This is a genomic window from Deinococcus sp. KSM4-11 (assembly GCF_004801415.1).
Classification (GTDB): Bacteria; Deinococcota; Deinococci; order Deinococcales; family Deinococcaceae; genus Deinococcus.
Genome location: NZ_SSNX01000005.1, coordinates 105,268 through 126,903 on the forward strand (window position 1 = coordinate 105,268; position 21,636 = coordinate 126,903).

The window sequence follows — 21,636 nt, forward strand, 5'->3', positions numbered from 1 at the left end:
GCCGAACCGGCGCGGCATGCCGTGCTCAGGCCGAGTGCGCCTCGCGGCCCAGCACGGTTCTGAGGACGTCGCTGATCGTCACGACGCCCAGCAGGTCTCCATCCAGGGTGATGACAGGCAGGCCGTGGACGTCCAGCGCCAGCATCTGCGTGAGGGCGTCGTGCATGGGCGTGCCCTCGCGCAGGAATCCGGTCGGTGGCCGCATCAGGTCGCGTACCGTGCGGCCCTCCAGCAGTAACTGCGCGCCCATCACGGTCGGGCCGTGCCCCGCCTGCGCGAGTTCCACGGCGCTCGTCACGTCCGTCTCGTGCAGCAGGCCCACCAGCGTGCGGCCTTCCAGGGCGGGGAGCACCCGCAGGCGACTGATCTTCAGGCGGGCGGCCCCATCGGCCGCGGGTGAGTCGGCCGGCACGCTCACCACGGCCGTGGTCATGTGCTGTTCCACCGCGCCCCATTCCAGGCGTGCGGCGCGGTTCGCGGCCCGCAACACGTCCGTCAGGGTCAGCATGCCAACCACGCGACCGTCGTCGTCCAGCACGGGCAGACCGCCCACGTGCCGGTCGAACATGGTCGTCATCGCACGTTCCAGGGGCTCCGTGTCCTGCGCCGTATGAACCGGGGTGCGCATGGCGTCCCGCACCCGGACGCGCCCGGCCCGCCCGGCGAAGTCCCAAGGGGTCAGGCCCTCGCTCAGGGGGGGCAGGTGGGAGCGGATTTCACCGTCCGTGAGGATGCCGACCAGCCGTCCGTCGTGCAGCACGGGCAGGCGTTTCACATGCAATTCCTGCATTTTCACCACGGCCTCGGGCAGCGTGTCGTTCGGATCGGCGGTCACAGCGCGGGTGTGCATGGCGTCCCTGACTAACATAGTGAATCCTCCTGCGCTTACCTTCGGGTTCGCGTGTTACGGAGGCATTACGGCATGCTGGTCAGCCCTTCGGCCGATACGCTGGCCGCGAACGGACGGGCAGACTGGGTGGATGACGTCCAGCCAGCCCGGGGCCCTGATTCTGATCAACGGCGCGTCCAGCGCGGGGAAGTCCACGCTCGCGCAGGCGCTGCAAGGCGCCCTGCCCGCGCCCTTCCTGCACTTCAGCCTGGACTTCTTCCTGTTCGGAGATCGGGTGCTGCCCCGCACGCCACAGGGCAAGCTCCGCGACTGGACGACGATCCGCCCGCAGGTCTTCCAGGGCTTCAACCGCTGCCTGCCCGCGCTGCTCACCGCCGGGAACAACCTCGTCGTGGATTACATCATCGAGACGCCGCAGATGTGGAGCGAGTTCCGCACGCTGCTTGCGGGCTACGACGTGTTTCTGGTCGGCCTGGACTGCCCCGTGGCTGAACTCGAACGCCGGGAACACGCGCGTGGCGACCGGGGCATGGGCGACGCGCGTCGGGACGCCCTGACCGTACATACGTTTACCGCATACGACCTGGAACTTTCGTGTCAGACGCCGCTGGCGAACAACGTTCTACGGGTGATCCGAGAATGGGCAGGCAGGAGCGAGCGGGCGCAGCGGGTTTTTCCCGCTGTGCCCCTCCTCTGAACATGACCCCTGATCTGTTCCGAACCAGAAGTCTTTCTGGCGCGTCCGCTCAGGGCCCCACGTAGGGCAGGTCGTAACTGAGGTCGGCCAGGCGGGGTTTGCAGGTGTCCTGAACCGGCGTGTACTGCAGCGCCACCGGGCGGCTGCCCAGGCGCAGCACGCGCACCTCGTAGACGGCCAGCGCGCACTCGGGCATGCTCGGCGGGACGCCCTGAACATTCATGGTCAGGCGGCTGCCGCTGAAGCTGTACGTGCCATGCGGGAACGGTGCCGCCGGCTGGGCGGTTCCTGCCACGGTGGACGAGAGGACGAAGGTGCCATCCGCGGCGTACCGGATGAACCCCATGCTGTTCGACGGTGCGAACGCCGGGTTGTGCTGGTACTGCTTCCAGACGCCCGTGATGTCGCTCGCCTGACTGGCCAGCACCACGCAGGGCCTGTCCTGCCCCGCCTCACAGGCCACCAGGGCGGGATACGGCCCGGCGGCGGGCGCTGCCGCCGGGGTCTGGGCCAGGGTCGGCGCGCAGGACAGCAGCAGGCCGGTGAGTCCGAGCTTCAGGACGTGGAATGGGGTCGGGTGGCGGGACGCAGTCATGGACGTGGCGCTCTGGAGCTGGGTACGGTTCATGGAATGCCTCCGGTCCCCGGGGATGTCCTCATTACGACCGTCCAACAGGGGAAATTCAAGCTGGATGTCGTGCCACGCGGCGTACCATGGGTCGTACCGGCGGGGTCGTACCCGCCGGATCGTGGGGGGCACGTGACCGGGGACAGGGCATTCGGGCAGGAGGTGCGCGAGCGGCGGCGGACGCTGGGGCTGACCCAGAAGAAACTGGCCCGGCTGCTCGGCTGCTCGCCCGTCACCGTGCAGAAGCTGGAGGAAGGCCACCGCCGCCCTTCCCCCCACCTGGCGCGGGCGCTGGCGCAGCACCTGAACATAGGCGCGGCGGAAATAGTTGCATTCCTGCGCTCGGCTCAGGAGGCGCCTGTCATCCCGCGTCGGCCCGTCACACCGCCTGGGAACCCGGTGCCGGACGGCACCCGCAGCAGCGCGCTGCCGACCCCCCCGACTCCTTTCCTGGGCCGCGCACCGGAACGCCGGACGCTCGCCCGCCTGCTCACGCGGGGAGCGCGTCCCGTCGTGACCCTCATCGGGCCGCCCGGCGTCGGCAAGACCCGCCTGGCCCTGGAGGTGGCCCGTGACGTGCAGGCCGAATTCGAGCAGGTGCACTTCATTCCCCTCACCACGGTGCTGGACGCGCGGCAAGTCTGGGCGCAGACCGCGCGACTACTGGGCCTCACGCTGGGCGCGCGCCCCCCCCTCGACCGCCTCGCGGTGCATTTGGGCCGTCGCCGGATCCTGCTGGTGCTCGACAACTTCGAACACGTCCTGGCCGCCGCGGCCGACCTTCACACGTTGCTGGAGCAGGCGCCCGGCGTGCGTGTACTGGTCACCAGCCGCGAGGCCCTGCACTTGTCCGCCGAACAGGTCTGGGCGCTCGCCCCGCTTGGCCTGCCGTCGCCGGAGCCTCAGGCGCTGGCCCGCTTGCGCCGGGTGCCGGCGGTCGCCCTGTTCACTGAGCGGGCGGCCGCGAGCTGGCCGGAGTTTCGCCTGACAGCGAGTACAGCGCCAGACGTGGCCCGGATCGTCCGCTGGTGTGACGGGCTGCCGCTGGCGCTGGAACTCGCGGCGGGCCAGATCGGGCCGCTCAGTGCCGCCGAGGTCTGGGCGGCGCTGCAAGCTGCGCCGCTGGCCCTGCTGGGTGAGGGCCCGCTGGACGTGCCTGCGCGGCAGCGCAGCGTCCATGCGGCCGTGGCCTGGACCTACGACCGGCTGGATCACGGTCTACAGCAGGACTTCCGGCACCTGGGCGTGTTCGTCGGCGGGTTCAGCGCCGCAGCGGCCGGAGCGCTGGGGGTGGCCCGCCTGGCCCTGGACGCCCTGCTCAGGCTCGGCCTGGTACGCCGCCACGAGTTCCAGGGCCGGTACAGCCTGCTTGAACCTCTTCGGGCCTTCGCGCTGGAGCACTTGGCGTTCCACGGGGAACTGGACGCCGCCCAGCAGGAGCACGCCACCCAGCTGCTGCACTCCCAGGACACCCCGATCTGGCGGTCGCTTGGGTGGGTGGCCGCTGAGCTGGACAACGTGCGGGCGGCCCTGCGCTGGGCCATCGGCCACGCCCGGCCTGACCTGGCCCTGCGGCTGGCGCTGGGGGTCAGCTGGTACCTGGAAATTCACGGCCTCCAGAGAGAGGAGCTCGCGTGGTTCGACGAGGCGCTGGCCGTGGACGGGGGGAACGCCGCCCTGCGCCTACAGGTCATGGTTCGCTCAGCGACGCCAGCGTGGCAGGTGGGCCGGCATGCCCTGGCCGCCGGGCGGCTGCACGCGGCACTACCCCACGTCCGGACGCTGGGTGCCGCCGAGGAGGTCGGTGTCCTCATGACGCTGGGTCGAGTGGAATTCGAACAGGGAAACGTAGAGGAGGCACTTCAGCATCTTGAGGCCGCACGGCGGCTTGTCGAACCTGGGTTCGGCGTCAGTCTGAACGCGGGCCTGAGGTTTCACTTGGCCGATGTCCACGCGGCCTTGGGCGAGCCCGGTCAGGCCCGCGCGGACGTGACCGGGGGTCTAGCCCTGTGCCAGCAGGAGCCCGGCCTATTCTGGGAAGCGCACCTGCTGACGGTTCAGGCTGCCCTGGATCTGAACGACGGTCAGGTGCTTTCCGCCCGCCGGGCATTGGCCCGCGCCCTGGACGTGCTGGCCCCGACCCTGCATACCCGCATTCTGACCCTGGCGCTGTCCTATCTGGCCTGCACGTACGCCACCCAGGGGGCAGACTCCGCCGAATTGCAGTGGGCCGCGCGACTGTGGGGGCTGGTGGAGGCGCAGCGGGAGGCGAGTGCCCAGCCCCTGGCTGCGCCCCATCAGGCCGATCTCGCCCGGTTCATGCGGGCGGCCGAGCGGCACGTGCCAGCGGCCGCGTGGCAGGCGGCCTGGGCGGATGGCCGCGCCCTGGAGCTCCACGCCACCTGGAAGGACAGTCTCGACCGCCTTCGTACGGAGGTCAGTGTCCTGACGCTGGGCGTTCCGGTGACCCGGCCGTCCCTCAAATCAGGCTGAGTTCGCTGCCCGCGTCCAGGTGCGCGAGGTGCTCCGGCAGGTTGCCGGGTCTGTCCATAACGATCTGCTCGGCCTTGTAACTGCTGCGCACCAGGGGGCCGGACACGACCTCCATGAAGCCCAGAGCCATGCCCTCGGTGCGGATCTCGTCGAATTCGGCGGGGGTCACGTAGCGCTCCACCGGCAGGTGGTGCATGGTGGGCCGGAGGTACTGCCCGAAGGTCAGGACGTCCACCCCGGCGGCGCGGCAGTCGGCCATGGCTTCGCGGATCTCCTCGCGGGTCTCGCCCAGGCCCAGCATGATGCTGGTCTTGGTGATCACGTCCGGCCGGGCCTGCTTGGCGTGGGCCAGCACGGCCAGGGTCTGGTCGTAGTCGGCGCGGATGTCGCGCACGGGGTGGGTCAGGCGGCGCACGGTCTCCAGATTCTGGGCGTAGGTGTCCACGCCGCTGTCCAGCACCAGATCCACGCAGTGCGTGTTCCCGCCGAAGTCCGGCGTCAGGGCCTCCACGCGCGTCTCGGGGTTCAGCTTCTTGATGGCCGTGACGGTTTTCGCGAAGTGGTACGCGCCGCCGTCTGGCAGATCGTCCCGGTCCACCGAGGTCAGCACCACGTACTTCAGTCCCATCAGGCCCACGCTCTCGGCCACGTGCTGCGGTTCGTCCAGATCGAGTTTGCCCATGGGGTTACCGGTGTCCACGGCGCAGAACCGGCACGCGCGGGTGCAGATGTGGCCCATCAGCATGAAGGTGGCCGTGCCGCGCGACCAGCATTCGCCGATGTTCGGGCACATGGCCTCCTCGCACACGGTGTGCAGGCGGTGCTCCTTGACGATCTTGCGCACCTCGCCGTACACGCCGCCGGTGGGGATCGTGACCTTGAGCCACTCGGGTTTCTGCTCGCGCACGCGGACGCTGTCCTTGCGGTAGATGCCGTTCTTGACGAACTTCGCTTCTTTCTCGGGCGGTGTGGTCTGGGTCATGTGCGTCAACTCCCCACTGCCGCGAACTGTGGCAGCGTCCAGTCGTAGGGTTCGAAGGTGGCGGCAAAGGCGTCGGCAAGGGCCGTGCGGGCCTCGGCCATGCTCGCCGTGCGGGTTGCGCCACGCCGGTCGTACTCGCGCTCCACTGAGGTCATCTGCGTGTCGGTCAGGCCGCAGGGCACGATCAGGTCGAAGTGCGCGAGGTTCGTGGTGACGTTCAGCGCCAGCCCGTGAAGGGCCACGTGGCGTTTCACGGCCACGCCGAACGACGCGATCTTCTGGTCGTAGGTGTGACCGTTCACCGCACGCGGCTCGACGTAGACCCCCGCGTAGCCGGGGTTCGGGCGGGCGTCGTCCAGCCCCAAAGTGTGCAGGGCCGTGATGGTCGCGTCCTCCAGCAGCCGCAGGAAGTCCACGACCCGGCGGCCCACCGGGAAGATCGCGTACGCGACGAGTTGGCCGGGGCCGTGGTACGTGACGTCCCCGCCGCGCTCAACCTCCAGCACCTCGATGCCCTGAGCCTCCAGGTAGGCCCGCGTGACGATGATGTTCGTGCCTTCCCGCGCCTTGCGGCCCAGCGTGAGCACTGGCGGGTGCTCGACCAGCAACAGCGTGGGCGGCGTCGTGCCGTCCACGACCTGGGCGTGCAGCTCGCGTTGCAGCGCCCAGGCGTCGCGGTAGGGCAGGGTTCCCAGGTCGCGCAGCACGTAGGAAGGGGGGGCGGACATGCTGTGGATTCTAAACCGGCCCTGCGGCCCGTTACCGTGTCAGCAGCCGAGATTCCGGCCCGATTGACCAACGCGGGTGGTAGGTGGCGGCATTCCTGCTGATGGACACGCCGGGCAGATCGTCCAGATCCTCTGGACACCTCGGCCATCCGGCCGATTGGCGTGGTCTGCCCTGTACCGCCAGACTGCGCCATGCCCACCCTCGTTCCCCCGAGCGAAACGTTCAAGGACAGCTTTCTGGACGCCGTGCGCGAGGCCCAGGCGACCGGCAGCGGCCTGGGTGACACCCTAGGCTTCAACGTCGCTGAGATCGAACGCAACTTTCCGGCCTTCCTGATCAACCTGAACCGCTTCGTGCCGCCCGCCGTCCCGCCGGAGGGCTTCGTGAATTCCGAACCGTTGTGGCTGGTCGAGGGCGACACCTATCTGGGCCGCGTCAGCCTCCGCCACACCCTGAACCGGAGGCTGCGCGAGTTCGGCGGGCACATCGGCTACGAGATCAGACCAGGTGAGCGCCGCAGGGGCTACGCCACCCTGGCCCTGCGGCTCGCGCTGGAGCGTGCCCGCGCCCTGGGACTGTCGCGCGTGCTCGTCACCTGCGACCTGGACAACCTCGGCTCGCGTCGGGTCATCGAGACGAACGGCGGCGAACTGGAGTGAGAATTTCTGGTGCCGGACTATCACGACCAGCCGATCCGCCGGTACTGGATCACCGTGGCCGCCTGACAAGGCCTGCACGGTCGAACAAGGGGCCGGGCAGAGCGATAAGCAGCGAAGCCGATTCTTTCAGAACAACAGTTGGACTCGGTGTGGTGTCAGTCGTTGCCGTTGCGGATGTCGTCGGCCCTGTCTTTGAGTTCCTCGGACAGGTGCTCCAGGGTCGCGACCTTCTGCTCGTCGGGCGCCCCCGTATTCCCCACGTGCTCGGCCACCGCATGACCGATGCGGCGCAGGGCTCCCAGCTGCACGGGAGCGGCCTCGTCGAGCTCACCGATCCGCTGAACGATGTCCTCACCGGCTCCGGCCAGCGCTTCGGCTTCCGAACCCGCGCTAATGAGCCGCAGGTCACGGATCTTCTGCTGGTGTTCGGCGATCACCTGATCGAGTTTGTGCACCTGCTCCAGCGTGTCGGCCTGCGCGTGGGCCGAGGCGATGATGGTATGCAGCGCGTCGACCTGCACCTGCACGCGTGACTGGATGTTCTTCAGCCGGGCCACGCTGATGTCCGTGATCGGCGTCGAGGTCACGTCTTGCAGCGCCTGCCGCACCAGCTCGTCGACATGCCGCGCGATCTCCAGCTGTCCCTCGCTGCTGCTGAGCACGCCGTGGATCGTGGCGACATGGCCGGCCCGCTCCTCGTCGCCGCTTCCCAGCGACAGGCTGCGGAGTTTCTCCCCGGTCAGATCCACCACGTGCCGGAGGGCCTCGGTCGCGACCAGCCCTTCATGTCCCGCGCGGATGATGCTCTCGAGCGTGCTGGACTGCGCCCACCCGGCGGCGCCCACGTGCTCACGGGCCTGTACCTCGGCCAGGCGCCGGCGTTGCCCGGCGGCCGCCTGCTCGGCGCCGGCCAGATAGTCGTCTGGATTGGGGGGGATCACGTGCCGATCCTGTCGCTTCAGCTGCATTGCAAGTGTGAGCGGAGTGCCGCTTGTCCAGACGTAGCCTGATCGTGTATATTGTCGCGGTTTGGTCGGTCGCCAGCGTGCGACCGGCCTGAGTACCGGAGTACGAACGTCTCTGCCCGCCCATGCGGGAGTGTGGGACGGTCCGCTGCCCAGAGGAGTTCATCATGCAGAGCAGCATCAAGACGAACCGTGGCGCGATCCTGCGCGCCGTCGAGCAGCCCCACATCAAGACCGATCACCCGGATTTCCGTCCCGGCGACACCGTGCGTGTGGAGACGAAGGTCGTGGAAGGCACCCGCACCCGCAACCAGGCCTTCGAGGGCGTGGTCATCGCTATGAACGGCTCGGGCAGCCGCAAGAGCTTCACCGTACGCAAGATCAGCTTCGGTGAGGGCGTGGAGCGTGTGTTCCCCTTCAGCAGCCCGCTGCTCGCCAAGGTCACGGTGCTGGAACGCGGCAAGGTGCGCCGCGCCAAGCTGTACTACCTGCGCGACCTGCGTGGCAAGGCCGCCCGCATCAAGAGCGACCGCAGCCGCGTGATGAAGGACGCCGCCAACGCCAAGTCCGCCAAAGCCACCGCCGCCAGCGCTCAGGCCACCACGGCCGAGCCTGCGGCCGATCCCCAGGGCGAGTAAACGCCCGGGTGATCCTCAGAGCGCCGCTTCCCGGTTGGGAGGCGGCGCTCCTCTGTGGTTCCGTCCACCCGTGCCGGGGCTGCCCTCGGGGAGCCTCGGCTGCTAGGCTCCGGCGATGAGCGCTGCCCTTCCCGTGACCCTGCCCCTGCTGATGGCCTTCGATCTGGACGGCACGCTGATCCCGGATCGGGGCGACCGCGTGGCCGACGACGTCGTGAGCGCGCTGGGGCGGCTGCGGAACGCTGGCGTGAAGCTGGCGATCATCACGGGGCGGGACGTGTCGCCCTCGCGGGTGCGGGCGGCGGTGCAGCCGGACGCGGTGGCCACGAACAACGGCGGCCGGATCGAGGTGAACGGCACGCTGCATTCCGAGGCGATCTTCACGCCGGACGATCTGGAGGCGGTGCTGGCGCATGAACTCGACGGCGCGCGGGTGGTGCTGTTCACGGCCGAGCGGCTGTACGTGGATGTGCCGGCGGGCACCGAGCCCGAGCCGTGGATGGAGGTGCGCGGGTACGCGCCGCTGGTGGACGCGCCGCGTGACGCGATCCTGAAGGTCGGGTACTTCCATGCGCATGTGGCGGGCTTCGCGCAGCGTCTGCGGGACTCGCATCCGCATCTGGTGCTCACGGGCGCGCAAGATCCATATCCGCATTTCCTGACCGTGACGCCCGAGGGAGCGCACAAGGGCGCGGCCCTCTCGCTGATCGCGGACGCGCTGGAGGTGCCGCACGCGCGAACCGTGGCCTTCGGGGACAGCGACAACGACGAGGCGATGCTGGAGGTGGCCGGGTACGCGGTGCAGGTGGGCACCCTGCCGCTGCTGGCGCGTCATGCCCATACGCAGGTGAGCGAGCAGACTGACCTGGGGGCCTTTCTGCAGGCGTGGGCGGATCAACTGTCGCTGCCATGAACCTTCCGTGGTCGGGCAGGCGCTTGACAGATCGCGTACATGTAGGTACTTTAATTACATGTTGGTTCGGGGGGGGAATACGTGAACAGCCAGTACGCCGTGGCCGTCCACATCCTGGCCCTGATCAGCACCTTCCCTGATCATTCCAGTTCCGCGGACATCGCCGACAGTGTGGGCACCAATCCCGTCGTGATCCGGGGCGTGACCGGCCAGCTGCGCCGCGCGGGCCTGCTGAGCACGCAGCGTGGCGTGGCCGGTGCGACCCTGACCCGTCCGGCGGCACAGATCACCCTGCTGGATGTCTACCGGGCGGTGAACGGCGACGCGTCCGTCTTCCGGCTGCACGACCATCCGCACCCGCAGTGTCCGGTCGGCGCGAACATCCAGGGAACCCTGGAACAGCGCTTCGGGGTGGCACAGGCGGCCATGGAACGGGAACTGGAACGCACCACGCTGGCCGACGTGATGTCGGACCTCGCGGTTCGGGCGGGCTGATTTTTTTTGACCAACATGTAAGTGGTTTGTTTACACCCAGGCGTTCGCCCCCATTCACCCCAGGAGCCTCCCATGACGCAGTCCCACCCCGCGCAGTCCGGTGTCCAGCAGCCCCCCACCATCGCCATCACCGGAGCCACCGGCCACCTCGGCCGCCTCGTCGTCCAGGCCCTGCTGAACCGCGGCGTGCCCGCCAGCAGCATTGCCGCTCTCGTGCGCGATCCTGCCAAGGCCACGGACCTCGCCGCACAGGGCGTCCATGTCCGGCAGGCCGACTACACCCAGCCCGACACGCTCGGCAGCGCCCTGACCGGCATCCACAAACTGCTGCTGATCTCCAGCAGCGACATGACCGACCGCCCCGGCCAGCACCGGAACGTCATTGAGGCCGCCAAGACGGCTGGCGTGCAGCTCATCGCGTACACCAGCATCCTGAATGCCGACACGACCACCATGCTGCTGGCCGCCGACCACCAAGCGACGGAAACCGCCCTGCGGGCCTCCGGCCTTCCCTTCACGCTGCTGCGGGACGGCTGGTACTTCGAGAATTACACCGGCACCCTGGCCCAGACCCTCCCGCACGGCGTCATGCTGGGCGCCGCCAGCGACGGTCAGCTGACGCCCGCCACCCGCCAGGATTACGCCGAGGCGGCCGCAGCCGTCCTCGCCACCGACGGGCACGAGAACGCCACCTACGAACTCGGCGGGGACGAGACCTTCACGCTCGACCAGATCGCCGCCGAAATCAGCCGCCAGAGTGGCCAGCCCTACGCCTACGTGAACCAGTCGGTGCCGGAGTACACCAGCGCCCTGATCGGCTTCGGTCTGCCTGCGGGCCTCGCCGGCGTCCTCGCCGACAGCGACGCCGCCATTGCCCGGGGTGACCTCCGCACGGACAGCGGGGATCTGCGCCGTCTGATCGGCCGACCCAGCACGTCCCTGACCGACGCCGTCGCTGCGGCCCTCCAGGGCTGAGGACGATCTCGGCTCGTAGCTGAGGCGACCCCTGATCGGGTGACGGGTGGACGGAAAGGCGGGCGAGGATTCTGAATCCCCTCGCTCGCCTCCCTGTACCGCGACCGCGCTTATTTGGCAGTCAGCGTGAACGAATCCAGGATCTCGCGCCCGGACGCCATGACGTCGGCGGGCGTGCCGGTCGGGGTCATGAGCGTCGTGGTGAACAGGCGGTTGCTTTTCAGGACGATCATCTGGGTCCAGCGCACCGGGCCGCCGTCGCCATCGCCGGAATACGACCACAGGATGGCCGACTGACCGCTCACCCGGATGGTCTTCTCGCCCAGCATCTTGAGGTTCGGCACGTCCTTCTGGAGCTGCCGGGAGTACAGGTCACGGAAATCCGCGAGCGTCGCCTTGATGGACGGCTGCACGTCCTGCACGATCACGGTCACGGTGGGCCGCAGGCCGTTCACGGTCTGGTTCAGGAAGGCGACATCGGTGCCCGGCACGTTCTTCAACGGCGTCCAGCCCTGACCGCCCGGCATGCGGATGCTGTAGCCCTTCGGACTCGTCGCCGTGACCGCCTCGATCGACTTCGCGGGAGCAGGCGCAGGGGCGGGCGTGGCCGCAGGAGTCGCGGATTGAGCGAGGGTCACAGGCAGCGCCAGGGCAGCAAGCAGGGTCAGGGTCAGGACGAAACGATTCACGTCCCGAAGGGTAGTGCGTGAAGGTGAGCTGAACCTGACGCAGCGCGGATTCGCGGCTCCAGCTGAATATTCCTCGAATGACATTCTCTGCGTATCATGAACCCCCCTGGTATCCGGTCATCTGTGCACCATGCCTATAACGGAAGCATGATCCGTATCCTCACGGCAGGCCTGCTCACCTCGATCCTCGCCGCGTGCAACTTCGGTCCGCCGGTGGCCACGACCAGCGGCTACATCCTGAGCGGCAGCAGCGTGTTCCCGGAGGGCATCACGCATCAGGCGGGCAGCAGCGCCTTCTACGTGGGCAGCACCACTGACGGAACGATCTTCAAGGGCAAGCTGGGCACCGCGGCCACGCAGGTGTTCCTCCCGGCCGAAGCTGCCCGTCCCACCGCCGTCGGCCTGAAACTCGACCCGCAGGGCCGCCTATACATCGCCGGTGGCGCGACCGGCAAGGTGTTTGTGTACAACGTCGCGACCAAGGCCCTGGTGCAGAGCTTCGACACGCCCGCCGTGAGCGCCACCTTCCTGAACGACATTGCGCTCACCGCCGACGCGGCGTACATCACGGACTCGCAGCGTCCAGTGCTGTTCCGCCTGGCACGCACACCCACCGGCCTCGGGACGCTGGACGCGTGGCTCGACCTGAGCGGCACGCCAATCACCTATGGTGCGGGCTTCAACCTGAACGGCATCGCGTCCACGCCTGACGGTAAGTACCTGCTCGTGGTGCAGTCCAACACCGGCAAGCTGTACCGGATCACCGTGGCCGACAAGAGCGTCACGGAGATCGACCTGGGCGGCGAGACCCTCACCAACGGAGACGGCATGCTGCTCGACGGCCAGACCCTGTACGTGGTGCGGAACCAGAACGCCCTGATCGTGCCCGTGACCCTCTCGGCGGACTTTGCCAGCGGCACGGTCGGCAGCAGCTTTACGGACGCCACCCTGAAGTACCCGACCACCATCGCCCTGAGCGGTTCGGCGCTGCTGGTCGTGAATTCTCAGTTCGATAAGCGCGGCACCGGCCTCACGCCGGAACTGCCGTTCACGGTCTCTACCGTCGCGCTGCCTCGATAAATCCGGTCAAGCGGTCAGCCGTCACGCCTGATTCCTGGCGGTTCGGAGCGGTTAGCCGTCCGTTTCTCCAGCACGCGACTGAATTCCACCCGGCCCGCCCGAAGGCCCAGGTGGTGGGTAAGACCGGCGGGCGCATCGGCTTCACGGTGCGCGATCACCATGACGTGTGTGCCGGTGCGCGCCAGATCAGGAAGCAGCGCCAGAAAGCGTGCGCGTGACGCCGTGTCGAGGAAGTCCAGACCCTCGTCCAGGATCAGCACCCTGGGGCGGTGGACGACCGCGCGGGCCAGCAGCAGCCGCCGGAGTTGCCCCTGGGACAGGGTCTCCGCGTTGCGTTCCAACAGGTCGGCGATCTCCAGCGCCTCCGCGATCTCCGTGACGGCGCACAACTGGCTGGGGGAGAGGGCGGCGGTGAAGCCCTCCGTGCCCTCCCATGCACTGCCGATCACGTCCTCTCCCGTCCATTCGCGCCGCTGGCGCACCGATAGTTCCGCGCTGACCAGCCCGGTGGAGCGGCGGCGCTCCGTGTGCAGATCGCGCGCCACGTAGGAGTGCTCCACCGTGCCGCCCCGAGCGGGCCAGAATTCGCCCGCGATCACGCGGGCCAGCGTGCTCTTGCCGCTGCCGTTCCCGCCCGTGACCAGCCAGTGCTGTCCTGCACGCCACGTCCAGTCCAGTGGCCCCAGCGCCCTATGCCCGTTGCGCCATACTTCCGCGGCGCTCAGGCGGATCAGGTCACCCGTGCCGGGCGGGGTGGGCAGGCCGCCCGGCGGGTTCGTTGCGACGGGAGCCGGCACCTGGCCCACGATCCGGCCTCCCTCGACCTGCACGGTGCGCCAGGGCAGCGCCGGCGCCTCGTCCGGCCGGTGCGTGGCCAGCACGATGGCGACCCCGGACGCGTGGATCTCCCGCAGCACGCTCCCCAGTTCCATGCAGGCTTCCGCACTCAGGCCGTCCGTGAACTCGTCCAGCAGCAGCAGTTCCGGCGAGGGCATCATGGCGCGGGCCAGCCCCACCCGCCGCCGCTGCCCGTGGCTGAGCGTCCGCAGGTCACGCTCCAGCAGGTGGTCGATCCCGGTCAGGGCCGCGACTTCCACCAGCCTCGCCGAGGCGGTCGCGCTGCCGCCCCAGAGGTTGAGCGTGTCGCCCTCGAAGCTTGCCAGCAGGGCGTCCCGTACGGTCTGCACCCATTCACGGGTCAGTGCAAAGGCCTCGGCGTCCGGGCCGACCACGTTCAGGGCGCGCCGGGCCTGCACCGCGTTCGTGCGCGCCACACCCCCCAGCCCGTACAGGCGCGAGCCCTTCACCGGCGCGACCTCGCCCGACAGCAGACGCAGCAGCGTGGTCTTCCCGCCGCCGTTCGGCCCGGCCAGCCGCACGGCCTCACCCGGCTGGACGCTCAGCGTCACGCCCTCAAGCAGGGTACGGCCCCCGGCGATCACGGTCACATCGGTCAATTCCACCAGCGGCAATGGCATCGGGAAGAAGTGTAGTGCGTGGGTGTGGCGCGTGTCCGGCGGCTGTTCCCCTCCCTGTGTTGTGCTGTGTCCATGCCGCGCACGCTGCATCTGATCAAACATGGCAAGCCCCGACTGATCCCCGGCATTCCTGCGCACGAGTGGGAACTGGCCGACGACGCCCTGGAGCACCTCGATGGCCTGATCGCCCGACTCTCCCCACCGCCGCACCTCATCGTGTCCAGCTTCGAGCCCAAGGCGCAGGCCACGGCGGCCGCCCTGGCCGCCACGCTGGGCGTTCCACACCGGCCGATGCATGGCCTGCATGAACAGCTCAGATACACCGCCCCCTTTCATGCCGATCCCGCCGACTTCGAGGCTGACCTGCGCCGGTTTTTCGAACATCCGACCCAGATCGTGTCGGGCGAGGAATCGGCCGACGACGCCCGCACACGTTTCGCAAACGCCATCCAGGCCGCCCTGCACGCCAATCCGCACGACACGCTCGCCGTCGTGGCGCACGGCACGGTCATCAGCCTGCTCGTGGCGCACGCAAATCGGCTCGATCCCTGGCCCCTGTGGAGGAACTTCGGGCTGCTGGACGCTGTCACGGTGGACGTTCCCGGCCTGCGCCTGCGGGAACCAATGCGCTGAACGGCACGTACTCGCATCAGGAGGCACAACATGGGCTTTACGATCGTCGTCGTCTTTCTGGTGTTGCTCGTGATCATCACGCTGCTGGCCGGAGTCAAGAGCGTCCCGCAGGGCTACCAGTGGACCCAGGAACGCTTCGGCAAATTCCAGCGCACCCTCAAACCCGGCCTGAACCTGATCCTGCCGTACATTGACCGCATCGGCCGCAAGGTCAACATGATGGAACAGGTCATGGACGTCCCCAGCCAGGAGATCATCACCAAGGACAACGCCCTGGTCACGGTGGACGGCGTGGTGTTCTACCAGGTGCTGGACGCCGCCAAGGCCAGCTACGAGGTCGGCAACCTGCAGCAGGCCACCCTGAACCTCACCATGACCAACATCCGCACTGTGATGGGCTCGATGGATCTCGACGAACTTCTGAGCAACCGCGACCAGATCAACGCCCGCCTGCTGGCCGTGGTCGATGAGGCGACCGAGCCATGGGGAGTGAAGGTCACGCGCATCGAGGTCAAGGACATCAAGCCGCCGGCCGATCTGGTCGCCAGCATGGCCCGCCAGATGAAGGCCGAACGCGAGAAGCGCGCCAACATCCTCGACGCCGAGGGGTTCCGGCAGGCCGCGATCCTGAAGGCCGAGGGCGAGAAGCAGGCCGAGATCCTGAACGCCGAGGGCGCGCGGCAGGCCGCGTTCCTCCAGGCCGAGGCGCGTGAGCGCGCCGCCCAGGCCGAGGCCGCCGCGACCCGCATGGTCAGCGAGGCGATTGCCGCCGGGAACGTGCAGGCCATCAACTACTTCGTCGCGCAGAAATACGTCGATGCGCTCGCGCAGTTCGCCACGTCGCCCAACCAGAAGACCCTAATCCTTCCCATGGAGGCGACCGCCATCCTGGGCAGCCTCCAAGGCATCGCGGCCGTGGCGCAGGAAGCCTTCGGCGGACGGAAGGACTGAGGCCATGGACCTGTGGCCCACCCTCAGCCGTGTGCAGCCCTGGCACTGGTGGGTGCTGGGGGCCGCACTCCTGATTCTGGAAGTGCTCGCGCCCGGCGTGTTCTTCGTGTGGCTGGCATTGAGCGCCTTCGCGCTCGGTCTCGTGGTGTTCGTGCTGCCCATTCCCGTGACCGTGCAACTGCTGCTGTTCGCCATCTTCAGCGTGGCCAGCGTGCTGATCGGGCGGCGCTACGTGGGACGTCTCGCGCTGGGCGGCACGGAGGGCGAGGAGATGAACCAGGGCTCCAGCCGCCTGGTGGGCCGCACCGTGACCGTCACGACCGCCATCCACAACGGCACCGGCCGGGTGCGGGTGGGCGACAGCGACTGGCGCGCCACCGGCCCCGACACGCCGGTGGGTGCGGACGTCCTGATCGTCGCGGCCGACGGCAGTACCCTGATCGTGCGGGAAATCAGCGGCTCCTGGGTCGAAGGGCCAGGGCGCACCTCGGCCTGAAAACACTGTTCCAGGAGAACGCAGAAAGCCCCCGCCAACGCTGGCGGGGGCTTTGAAGTGGGCAGATCAGCGCTTGCTGAACTGCGGGGCCTTGCGGGCCTTCTTCAGGCCGTACTTCTTGCGTTCCACTTCGCGGGAATCGCGGGTCAGGAGGCCCTTGGGCTTCATCATCGGGCGGAAGTCCGGGTTGACTTTCAGCAGCGCGCGGGCAATGCCGAGCTTGATGGCGTCGGCCTGACCGGTCGGGCCGCCACCGGCCACGGTGATCACGGCATCGTAACGGCCGGCGGTGCCGGTCTCACGGAAGGCCTGGAGGGCGTGCACGGCGCGGAGCAGACCACGGAAGTAGGTCTGGAATTCCTTGCCGTTCACGACGATCTTGCCTTCGCCAGGGCGGAGGAACACGCGGGCCACGGCGGTCTTGCGGCGGCCGGTGCCGTAGAACTGTTCGGGTTGCTGGATCGCCATGATTATTTGACCTCGAGCGTCTGGGGCTGCTGGGCGGAGTGCGGGTGCTGTTCGCCGGGGTACACCTTCAGGCGGCTGTGCATGGCCCGGCCCTGACGGCCCTTAGGCAGCATGCCGAACACGGCGTGCTCGATCACGCGCTCGGGGTGCTTCTTCAGCGCCTCGCGGGCGGTTTCGGTCTTCAGGCCACCCTGGTAGCCGGTGTAGCGGGTGTACACCTTGCCGTCCAGCTTGTTCCCGGTCAGCGCGACCTGCTGGGCGTTCACGACCACCACGAAATCACCCTGGATGATGTTCGGGGTGAAGTCCGGGCGGTGCTTGCCACGAATACGGCTCGCGATCAGCGTCGCCAGACGGCCCAGGGGCACGTCCTTCGCGTCCACCACGACCCAGTTCTGCTCGTCATTGTTGGGAATGTAGGTTTTCACCGCAGTACTCCATGAAGAAGGGGATTTGGCTGTGACACGCCCCGCGCTGTCAGGGGGAAAGCATCGTGCGTGTCCGGGAGCCTCCCGGTCATCTCGGCTCTACCAAGCACGAGACACTAAACGCAAAGGTATCAGATTGGGGGGTGCGAGGGCAAGGGTCACTCGGCGGGATCGGGAACTTGTCTGAGACGGTTGGCTATGAGTTTCCAGTTGTCTTCAAATGCCTCAATCTGACTTATCGACAATCTGCAATCGAAAGACTTAGGGTTGCGTGGCCTGACCCAGGCTCTCTCTTCCATATAAGTGATATAAGACTCGGCAAGTATTTTTTGCAGCACGGTCTTATCGAGGATGAAAAACCGATCATTTGAAGAGCTATTGGATTTCAGTGAGATAAAGACGTAGATGAGTTGTGGGTGGGTGATTGCCTTGAAGCCTCTGCTCCTCTGCTTCCCCTTGGAGACGGACAGCTCAAGCCAAAGATCGGCACTGGAGCGCCACTGTTCACTGTTAGATGCCTTGACCTGAATTGGTAGCGTTCTGCCCTCCTCATCAGCGGCCAAAACGTCAAAGGCGGGCACGTTGCCGGAGAATGGTGTAGCTATGAGGCCTCGCCTACCGAGCTCTGCACACACGAGAAACTCTCCAATCTGCCCTGTCAGTTTGTTGGCTCGACCAGTCGGCATATTCTCAGATTAGTTCTTAGTGTGACGTGCTAGTGCCGATGTTGGTGCATTGACCTTACCCCTATGCATGCCCCGCAGGAACGGCTCCTCGATATGCCGGTAGCTGAGGTTCGCCGCCCAGTACGCCAGCCCCAGTCCGGTCGCGCTGGTCAGCGCCCACGCACCGAGGCTGTCCATGCCGAAGTACACGAAGTGCGGGTTGTGCAGCAGGCGGATCAGCTCGAGGATCAGGTAGTGCCAGATGTACAGGCCGAAGCTCAGGCGGGCGGTGGTTCGCAGGGGCCGGTCGAGCCACGCGCCGAGCACGCGGGTGAAGGGCAACGTGGCGAGCAGCGCGGCAACCAGCAGCGGGAAGGTCGGGTAGAAGTACGGCTGGCGACCCAGGCTGAAACTGAACTCCGGCGCGTGCCGGGTGGTGAACAGCAGGCCGATGATCCCGGCGATCAGGCCGAGGCCCAGCACATCGTTCCAGACCCGGATCGTGCGGCCCGCGCGGGTACGCCACGCGATCACGCCGGCCGCCAGGACGCCCAGCAGGTAATGGCCGTACAGCCCGATGGGGTTGTAGTTTGGCACCCAGTACTTGCTGCCGCCGGTGATGCCGTACTGCCACCCGCGCCCCTCCGAGTCCGGGATCAGGTGCGTCAGAATCCACTGGTGGGCCAGGAGGGTCACGGCCAGTACGCCCAGCCACCAGCCGAAGGCCAGCGCCGGATGCCGCCGCTTTACGGCGAACAGGCCGAGCATCCCGATGGGCAGCAGGACGTAGCACAGCACCTCGAAGCCGATGCTCCACAGCGGGCCGTTCAGGTCGGCGGGAAAGAAGGTCAGCCAGTGCAGCGCGGAGGTGAAGGTGGCGGCGCTCAGGGCGCGCAGGTAGGGATGCACGGCGTCCGGCACGAGAGCCAGGGTCAGCAGCAGGCTCACGCCCAGGCTGGCCCAGAAGCCGGGCGCGATGCGCAGGAAGCGGCGGCGGGTGTACTCGCGCAGCGAGGGACGTTCCCGCCCGGCCAGGTAGCGTCGCCAGAAGGGCAGCGACAGCAGCAGGCCCGACAGCACGAAGAATGCGCTCACACCGACCGCGCCGCTCATCACGTACGACTGGAGTTCCCGGATGACCGGGGGCTGCACGTTCCCGTTCAGGCGCTGCGAGAGGTGGTGGCAGATGACCATCAGGCACGCGACGGCGCGCACCGCATCTGCGCCGGGCAGGGCACCGTCGGACGGGGTCGTGGCCCGGGGAGCGGCTGCACCCGTGCCCCCGGACGTGATGTTCAGGCCACGGGCGATCTGCGCGGCGGCCAGGATGAACAGCAGCAGCGTGGGCAGGGTCGCGGCGGCCGCTCCGACCGACAGCGCCCCGCCCGTGACGAGGCTCAGGGCCTGTGACACCAGCCGGTGGGTGGGATCGTGCAGGATGGCCAGGGCGTTCAGACTGTCCCCCCACTGCGCAATGAAGGTCAGCAGGAAGACCGTGACCATGACGGGCCGCGCGACTGGCAGCACGATCCGCGTCAGGATGGCCGGGGTGCGCGCGCCGTCGATCCGGGCCGCCTCCAGCACGCTGCGTGGCACGGCAGCCTGGAGGTACTGCCGGGTCAGGAAGATGCCGATGGCGCTCGCCAGCGCGGGCACCCACAGCGCGCGGGGCTGCTCGACCCAGCCGAGCAGGCCCATGGTGAGCACGGTGGGAATCAGGTTCGTGAGGCTGGGGAACAGCATGACGCCCAGCACCACGGCGTACAGCGGGCGCTTGTGTGCAAAGTCCAGGTGTGCGAAGGCGTACCCAGCGAGCAGGGAGGTGAGGGTCGCCCCGATGCCCGCCAGCGTGGCGATGTACACCGAGTTCCAGACGTTCCGCCAGAAATCCGGGAGCTGCGAGAGCAGGTCGGCGTAGTTGCTGCTCAGGCTGTCCCCGACGTTCAGCAGGAAGTCCGGATAGGGATGGGTGGCGTTCAGCAGCAGCGCGGCGGCGGGCAGCACCGCTGAGAGCAGGGCCAGGGCGATGAGCAGCTTCAGTGCGGCAGCGGGCGCGGGTGCAAGGTGGGTTGGCGTGTCGTCTCCCGCCGCGTCGCCGGCCGTATCGAGTTCCGTGAAGTGCCGCCCGATCAGCGCGTACAGCACGCCCACGACCAGGGCGATGCCCGCGAAGTACACCCAGGTCTGTCCGGCCGCCAGGCCACCGTCGAAGTCCCAGAAACTGGTGCGGATCACGTACTCGGGAATGGTCATGGTGGCGTAACTGATGGGCGCGCTGGGATTCCACACGCTGGTCTGCGTGGCCGCCAGGAAACTCAGGGTGAAGGCCACGAACATCATGGGCCGCACCAGGGGCAGCGTGATGCGCCGGAACTGCGTCCAGAGCCCCGCGCCGTCCACCTGCGCGGCCTCATACAGTTGCTGGGGAATGGCGTTCAGGGCCATCAGGTACAGCAGGACGTTCCAGCCGACTCCGTTCCATGCCACATTGAAGGCCCGCTCAGCACTGACCGAATCGAGCGAGTACGGCAGGGCGTCCGACAGGACGTGCAGGGCCGGGACCGCCTGAACCCCAGCGTACAGGGCGGTGTACAGGTCTCCCAGAGGTCGCCAGAGGATGGTGAACAGCAGCGCCAGCACCGGCCCGGTCGCCAGAGGCGAGGCCACGTACGGCAGGAACAGCACGGTGCCCAGCACGCCCTGAAGGCGGCGAAAGGTCAGGTGGAGCGCGAAAGCGAGCGGCAGGGCGGCCACGTGCTGCATGACGGCACTTTTCAGGGCGGTGCCCAGGGTGCGGAGCAGGGCCGGCCAGTACGCCGGATCGGTGAAGATGTTCTGGTACGTCCACAGGCCGTCGAAGCGAGCACGGCCCACCGTCGCCAGCGGATTCCAGTCGTAGAAGGCGATGATGAACGAGAACAGCAGGGGAAACAGGCCGAAGGCCAGCAGGATCAGGAAGAACGGGGAGAGCAGCAGGACGGGGGTGCGGTTCAGGCGTGTACGCCGCCGGGCTCGGGCGCTGGACGCAGTCATGGACGCGGCGGACGGGCGGATCATGGAAACTCCTGCGGGTCTGAAAGCGGTTTCAAAGGCGTGCTGGTTCCGCTCATAGTACACGGCTGCGCCCACTGAATTCTGGACTCGACCTGAAGACGATCTGGAACCGTCCCACTCGGGTGGCCCCACATCAGACGCAGGCCTACCCGACGCTCCTACAATCGATCAAGGAAGCTTGCTGTCCATCACCACACCGCAGCCCGCTCTCCGTGGCCCAGGAACGGGACTCGCGCGCTGCTATTCCGTCAGGTATTCCATGCCCAGGCGGTATCCCAGGAAGCCCAGGCCACTGATCTTGCCCTTGCAGACCCCCGCCGTGACGCTGGTGTGCCGGAACGACTCCCGGGCGTCCACATTGCTGATGTGCACCTCCACGACCGGCAGAGGCTGCCCGGCGATCGCGTCCCGCAGCGCGTAGCTGTAGTGCGTCAGCGCGCCCGGATTGATCACGATGCCCGTGAAGCCCTGCTCCTGCGCCTCATGCACCCATTCCAGCAGCTGGCCCTCGTAATTGCTCTGGCGGCAGGTCACGCTCTCGCCCAGTTCCGCGCCCCAGGCCTCGCACTGGCGCTCCAGATCCTCCAGCGTCTGGGAGCCGTACACGCCGGGTTCGCGCAGGCCGAGGCGGTTCAGGTTCGGGCCATTCAGGACGAGCAGCATGGTTCCA

Annotated in this window: 23 protein-coding genes; 11 read left to right on the top strand and 12 right to left on the bottom strand. The window is 67.8% G+C overall.

From position 1 onward, the window contains the following. Window positions 1-25: 25 nt before the first annotated feature. On the bottom strand, window positions 26-868 hold the full coding sequence (locus tag E7T09_RS14615; protein WP_136389940.1) for a CBS domain-containing protein: 843 nt from the start codon (window positions 866-868) through the stop codon (window positions 26-28). 112 nt (window positions 869-980) lie between these two features. Here E7T09_RS14615 and E7T09_RS14620 point away from each other — a divergent pair, with 112 nt between their 5' ends. Then, on the top strand, window positions 981-1,547 hold the full coding sequence (locus E7T09_RS14620) for a chloramphenicol phosphotransferase CPT family protein (RefSeq protein WP_168734858.1): 567 nt from the start codon (window positions 981-983) through the stop codon (window positions 1,545-1,547). A gap of 49 nt (window positions 1,548-1,596) precedes the next feature. Here E7T09_RS14620 and E7T09_RS21940 read toward each other — a convergent pair whose 3' ends face one another. Beyond that, window positions 1,597-2,175 carry a hypothetical protein gene (locus E7T09_RS21940; RefSeq protein WP_168734859.1) on the bottom strand — a complete coding sequence of 193 codons (579 nt, stop codon included), beginning with the start codon at window positions 2,173-2,175 and terminating at the stop codon, window positions 1,597-1,599. Between the two features lie 3 nt (window positions 2,176-2,178). Here E7T09_RS21940 and E7T09_RS14625 point away from each other — a divergent pair, with 3 nt between their 5' ends. Then, the gene (locus tag E7T09_RS14625) at window positions 2,179-4,668 is read left to right on the top strand and encodes a helix-turn-helix domain-containing protein (protein WP_168734860.1); all 2,490 of its coding nucleotides are present in this window, start codon (window positions 2,179-2,181) and stop codon (window positions 4,666-4,668) included. Here E7T09_RS14625 and lipA read toward each other — a convergent pair. Then, complete coding sequence (gene lipA, locus E7T09_RS14630; protein ID WP_136389943.1) at window positions 4,655-5,650, bottom strand: lipoyl synthase; 996 nt, start codon at window positions 5,648-5,650, stop codon at window positions 4,655-4,657. The genes E7T09_RS14625 and lipA overlap by 14 nt on opposite strands. A gap of 5 nt (window positions 5,651-5,655) precedes the next feature. Then, the gene (gene lipB / locus E7T09_RS14635; RefSeq protein ID WP_136389944.1) at window positions 5,656-6,378 is read right to left on the bottom strand and encodes a lipoyl(octanoyl) transferase LipB; all 723 of its coding nucleotides are present in this window, start codon (window positions 6,376-6,378) and stop codon (window positions 5,656-5,658) included. A gap of 192 nt (window positions 6,379-6,570) precedes the next feature. Between lipB and E7T09_RS14640 the strand changes: the two genes are divergently transcribed. Beyond that, entirely contained in the window at window positions 6,571-7,038 is a 468-nt protein-coding gene (locus tag E7T09_RS14640) for a GNAT family N-acetyltransferase (RefSeq protein WP_136389945.1), read from the top strand. Between the two features lie 155 nt (window positions 7,039-7,193). Here E7T09_RS14640 and E7T09_RS14645 read toward each other — a convergent pair whose 3' ends face one another. Further along, window positions 7,194-8,006: a hypothetical protein gene (locus tag E7T09_RS14645; RefSeq protein WP_136389946.1), complete on the bottom strand. Its 813-nt coding sequence runs from the start codon at window positions 8,004-8,006 to the stop codon at window positions 7,194-7,196. A 164-nt stretch (window positions 8,007-8,170) separates the two neighbouring features. On the opposite strand from E7T09_RS14645, the gene rplS reads away from it, so the two are divergent. From rplS to E7T09_RS14665, 4 genes are all read left to right on the top strand, one after another. Then, a complete protein-coding gene (gene rplS / locus E7T09_RS14650) occupies window positions 8,171-8,641 on the top strand; it encodes a 50S ribosomal protein L19 (RefSeq protein ID WP_136389947.1) in 471 nt (156 codons plus the stop codon). Between the two features lie 115 nt (window positions 8,642-8,756). Further along, complete coding sequence (locus E7T09_RS14655; RefSeq protein WP_136389948.1) at window positions 8,757-9,554, top strand: HAD hydrolase family protein; 798 nt, start codon at window positions 8,757-8,759, stop codon at window positions 9,552-9,554. A gap of 81 nt (window positions 9,555-9,635) precedes the next feature. Continuing rightward, window positions 9,636-10,049 (top strand): Rrf2 family transcriptional regulator, encoded by a 414-nt coding sequence (locus tag E7T09_RS14660; RefSeq protein ID WP_136389949.1) that lies wholly within the window; start codon window positions 9,636-9,638, stop codon window positions 10,047-10,049. A 72-nt stretch (window positions 10,050-10,121) separates the two neighbouring features. Then, the gene (locus E7T09_RS14665) at window positions 10,122-11,024 is read left to right on the top strand and encodes an SDR family oxidoreductase (protein ID WP_136389950.1); all 903 of its coding nucleotides are present in this window, start codon (window positions 10,122-10,124) and stop codon (window positions 11,022-11,024) included. A 110-nt stretch (window positions 11,025-11,134) separates the two neighbouring features. Here E7T09_RS14665 and E7T09_RS14670 read toward each other — a convergent pair whose 3' ends face one another. Beyond that, complete coding sequence (locus E7T09_RS14670) at window positions 11,135-11,713, bottom strand: DUF1795 domain-containing protein (protein ID WP_136389951.1); 579 nt, start codon at window positions 11,711-11,713, stop codon at window positions 11,135-11,137. Between the two features lie 147 nt (window positions 11,714-11,860). Here E7T09_RS14670 and E7T09_RS14675 point away from each other — a divergent pair, with 147 nt between their 5' ends. After that, complete coding sequence (locus E7T09_RS14675; RefSeq protein ID WP_136389952.1) at window positions 11,861-12,793, top strand: SMP-30/gluconolactonase/LRE family protein; 933 nt, start codon at window positions 11,861-11,863, stop codon at window positions 12,791-12,793. Between the two features lie 14 nt (window positions 12,794-12,807). Here the strand turns inward: E7T09_RS14675 and E7T09_RS14680 are convergent, their stop codons facing one another. Further along, window positions 12,808-14,271: an ATP-binding cassette domain-containing protein gene (locus E7T09_RS14680; protein WP_136389953.1), complete on the bottom strand. Its 1,464-nt coding sequence runs from the start codon at window positions 14,269-14,271 to the stop codon at window positions 12,808-12,810. Between the two features lie 72 nt (window positions 14,272-14,343). On the opposite strand from E7T09_RS14680, the gene E7T09_RS14685 reads away from it, so the two are divergent. From E7T09_RS14685 to E7T09_RS14695, 3 genes are read left to right on the top strand one after another with little or no spacing between them, the layout of a single operon-like run. After that, window positions 14,344-14,904, top strand: coding sequence for a histidine phosphatase family protein (locus E7T09_RS14685; RefSeq protein ID WP_136389954.1), 561 nt, complete (start codon window positions 14,344-14,346; stop codon window positions 14,902-14,904). Between the two features lie 30 nt (window positions 14,905-14,934). Continuing rightward, on the top strand, window positions 14,935-15,855 hold the full coding sequence (locus E7T09_RS14690; protein ID WP_136389955.1) for an SPFH domain-containing protein: 921 nt from the start codon (window positions 14,935-14,937) through the stop codon (window positions 15,853-15,855). Window positions 15,856-15,859: 4 nt separating this feature from the next. Next, window positions 15,860-16,351, top strand: coding sequence for an NfeD family protein (locus tag E7T09_RS14695; RefSeq protein WP_136389956.1), 492 nt, complete (start codon window positions 15,860-15,862; stop codon window positions 16,349-16,351). A 66-nt stretch (window positions 16,352-16,417) separates the two neighbouring features. On the opposite strand, the gene rpsI is transcribed toward E7T09_RS14695, so the two are convergent. The 5 genes from rpsI to aroQ form a co-directional block, all read right to left on the bottom strand. After that, window positions 16,418-16,819, bottom strand: a complete 402-nt coding sequence (rpsI, locus tag E7T09_RS14700) for a 30S ribosomal protein S9 (RefSeq protein WP_136389957.1) — start codon at window positions 16,817-16,819, stop codon at window positions 16,418-16,420. A gap of 2 nt (window positions 16,820-16,821) precedes the next feature. Continuing rightward, window positions 16,822-17,247, bottom strand: a complete 426-nt coding sequence (gene rplM, locus E7T09_RS14705) for a 50S ribosomal protein L13 (RefSeq protein WP_136389958.1) — start codon at window positions 17,245-17,247, stop codon at window positions 16,822-16,824. Between the two features lie 158 nt (window positions 17,248-17,405). Continuing rightward, window positions 17,406-17,828 carry a hypothetical protein gene (locus E7T09_RS14710; protein ID WP_136389959.1) on the bottom strand — a complete coding sequence of 141 codons (423 nt, stop codon included), beginning with the start codon at window positions 17,826-17,828 and terminating at the stop codon, window positions 17,406-17,408. Window positions 17,829-17,942: 114 nt separating this feature from the next. After that, a complete protein-coding gene (locus tag E7T09_RS14715) occupies window positions 17,943-20,969 on the bottom strand; it encodes an acyltransferase family protein (RefSeq protein ID WP_136389960.1) in 3,027 nt (1,008 codons plus the stop codon). A 237-nt stretch (window positions 20,970-21,206) separates the two neighbouring features. After that, window positions 21,207-21,629 (bottom strand): type II 3-dehydroquinate dehydratase, encoded by a 423-nt coding sequence (aroQ, locus tag E7T09_RS14720; protein ID WP_136389961.1) that lies wholly within the window; start codon window positions 21,627-21,629, stop codon window positions 21,207-21,209. Window positions 21,630-21,636 lie beyond the last annotated feature (7 nt).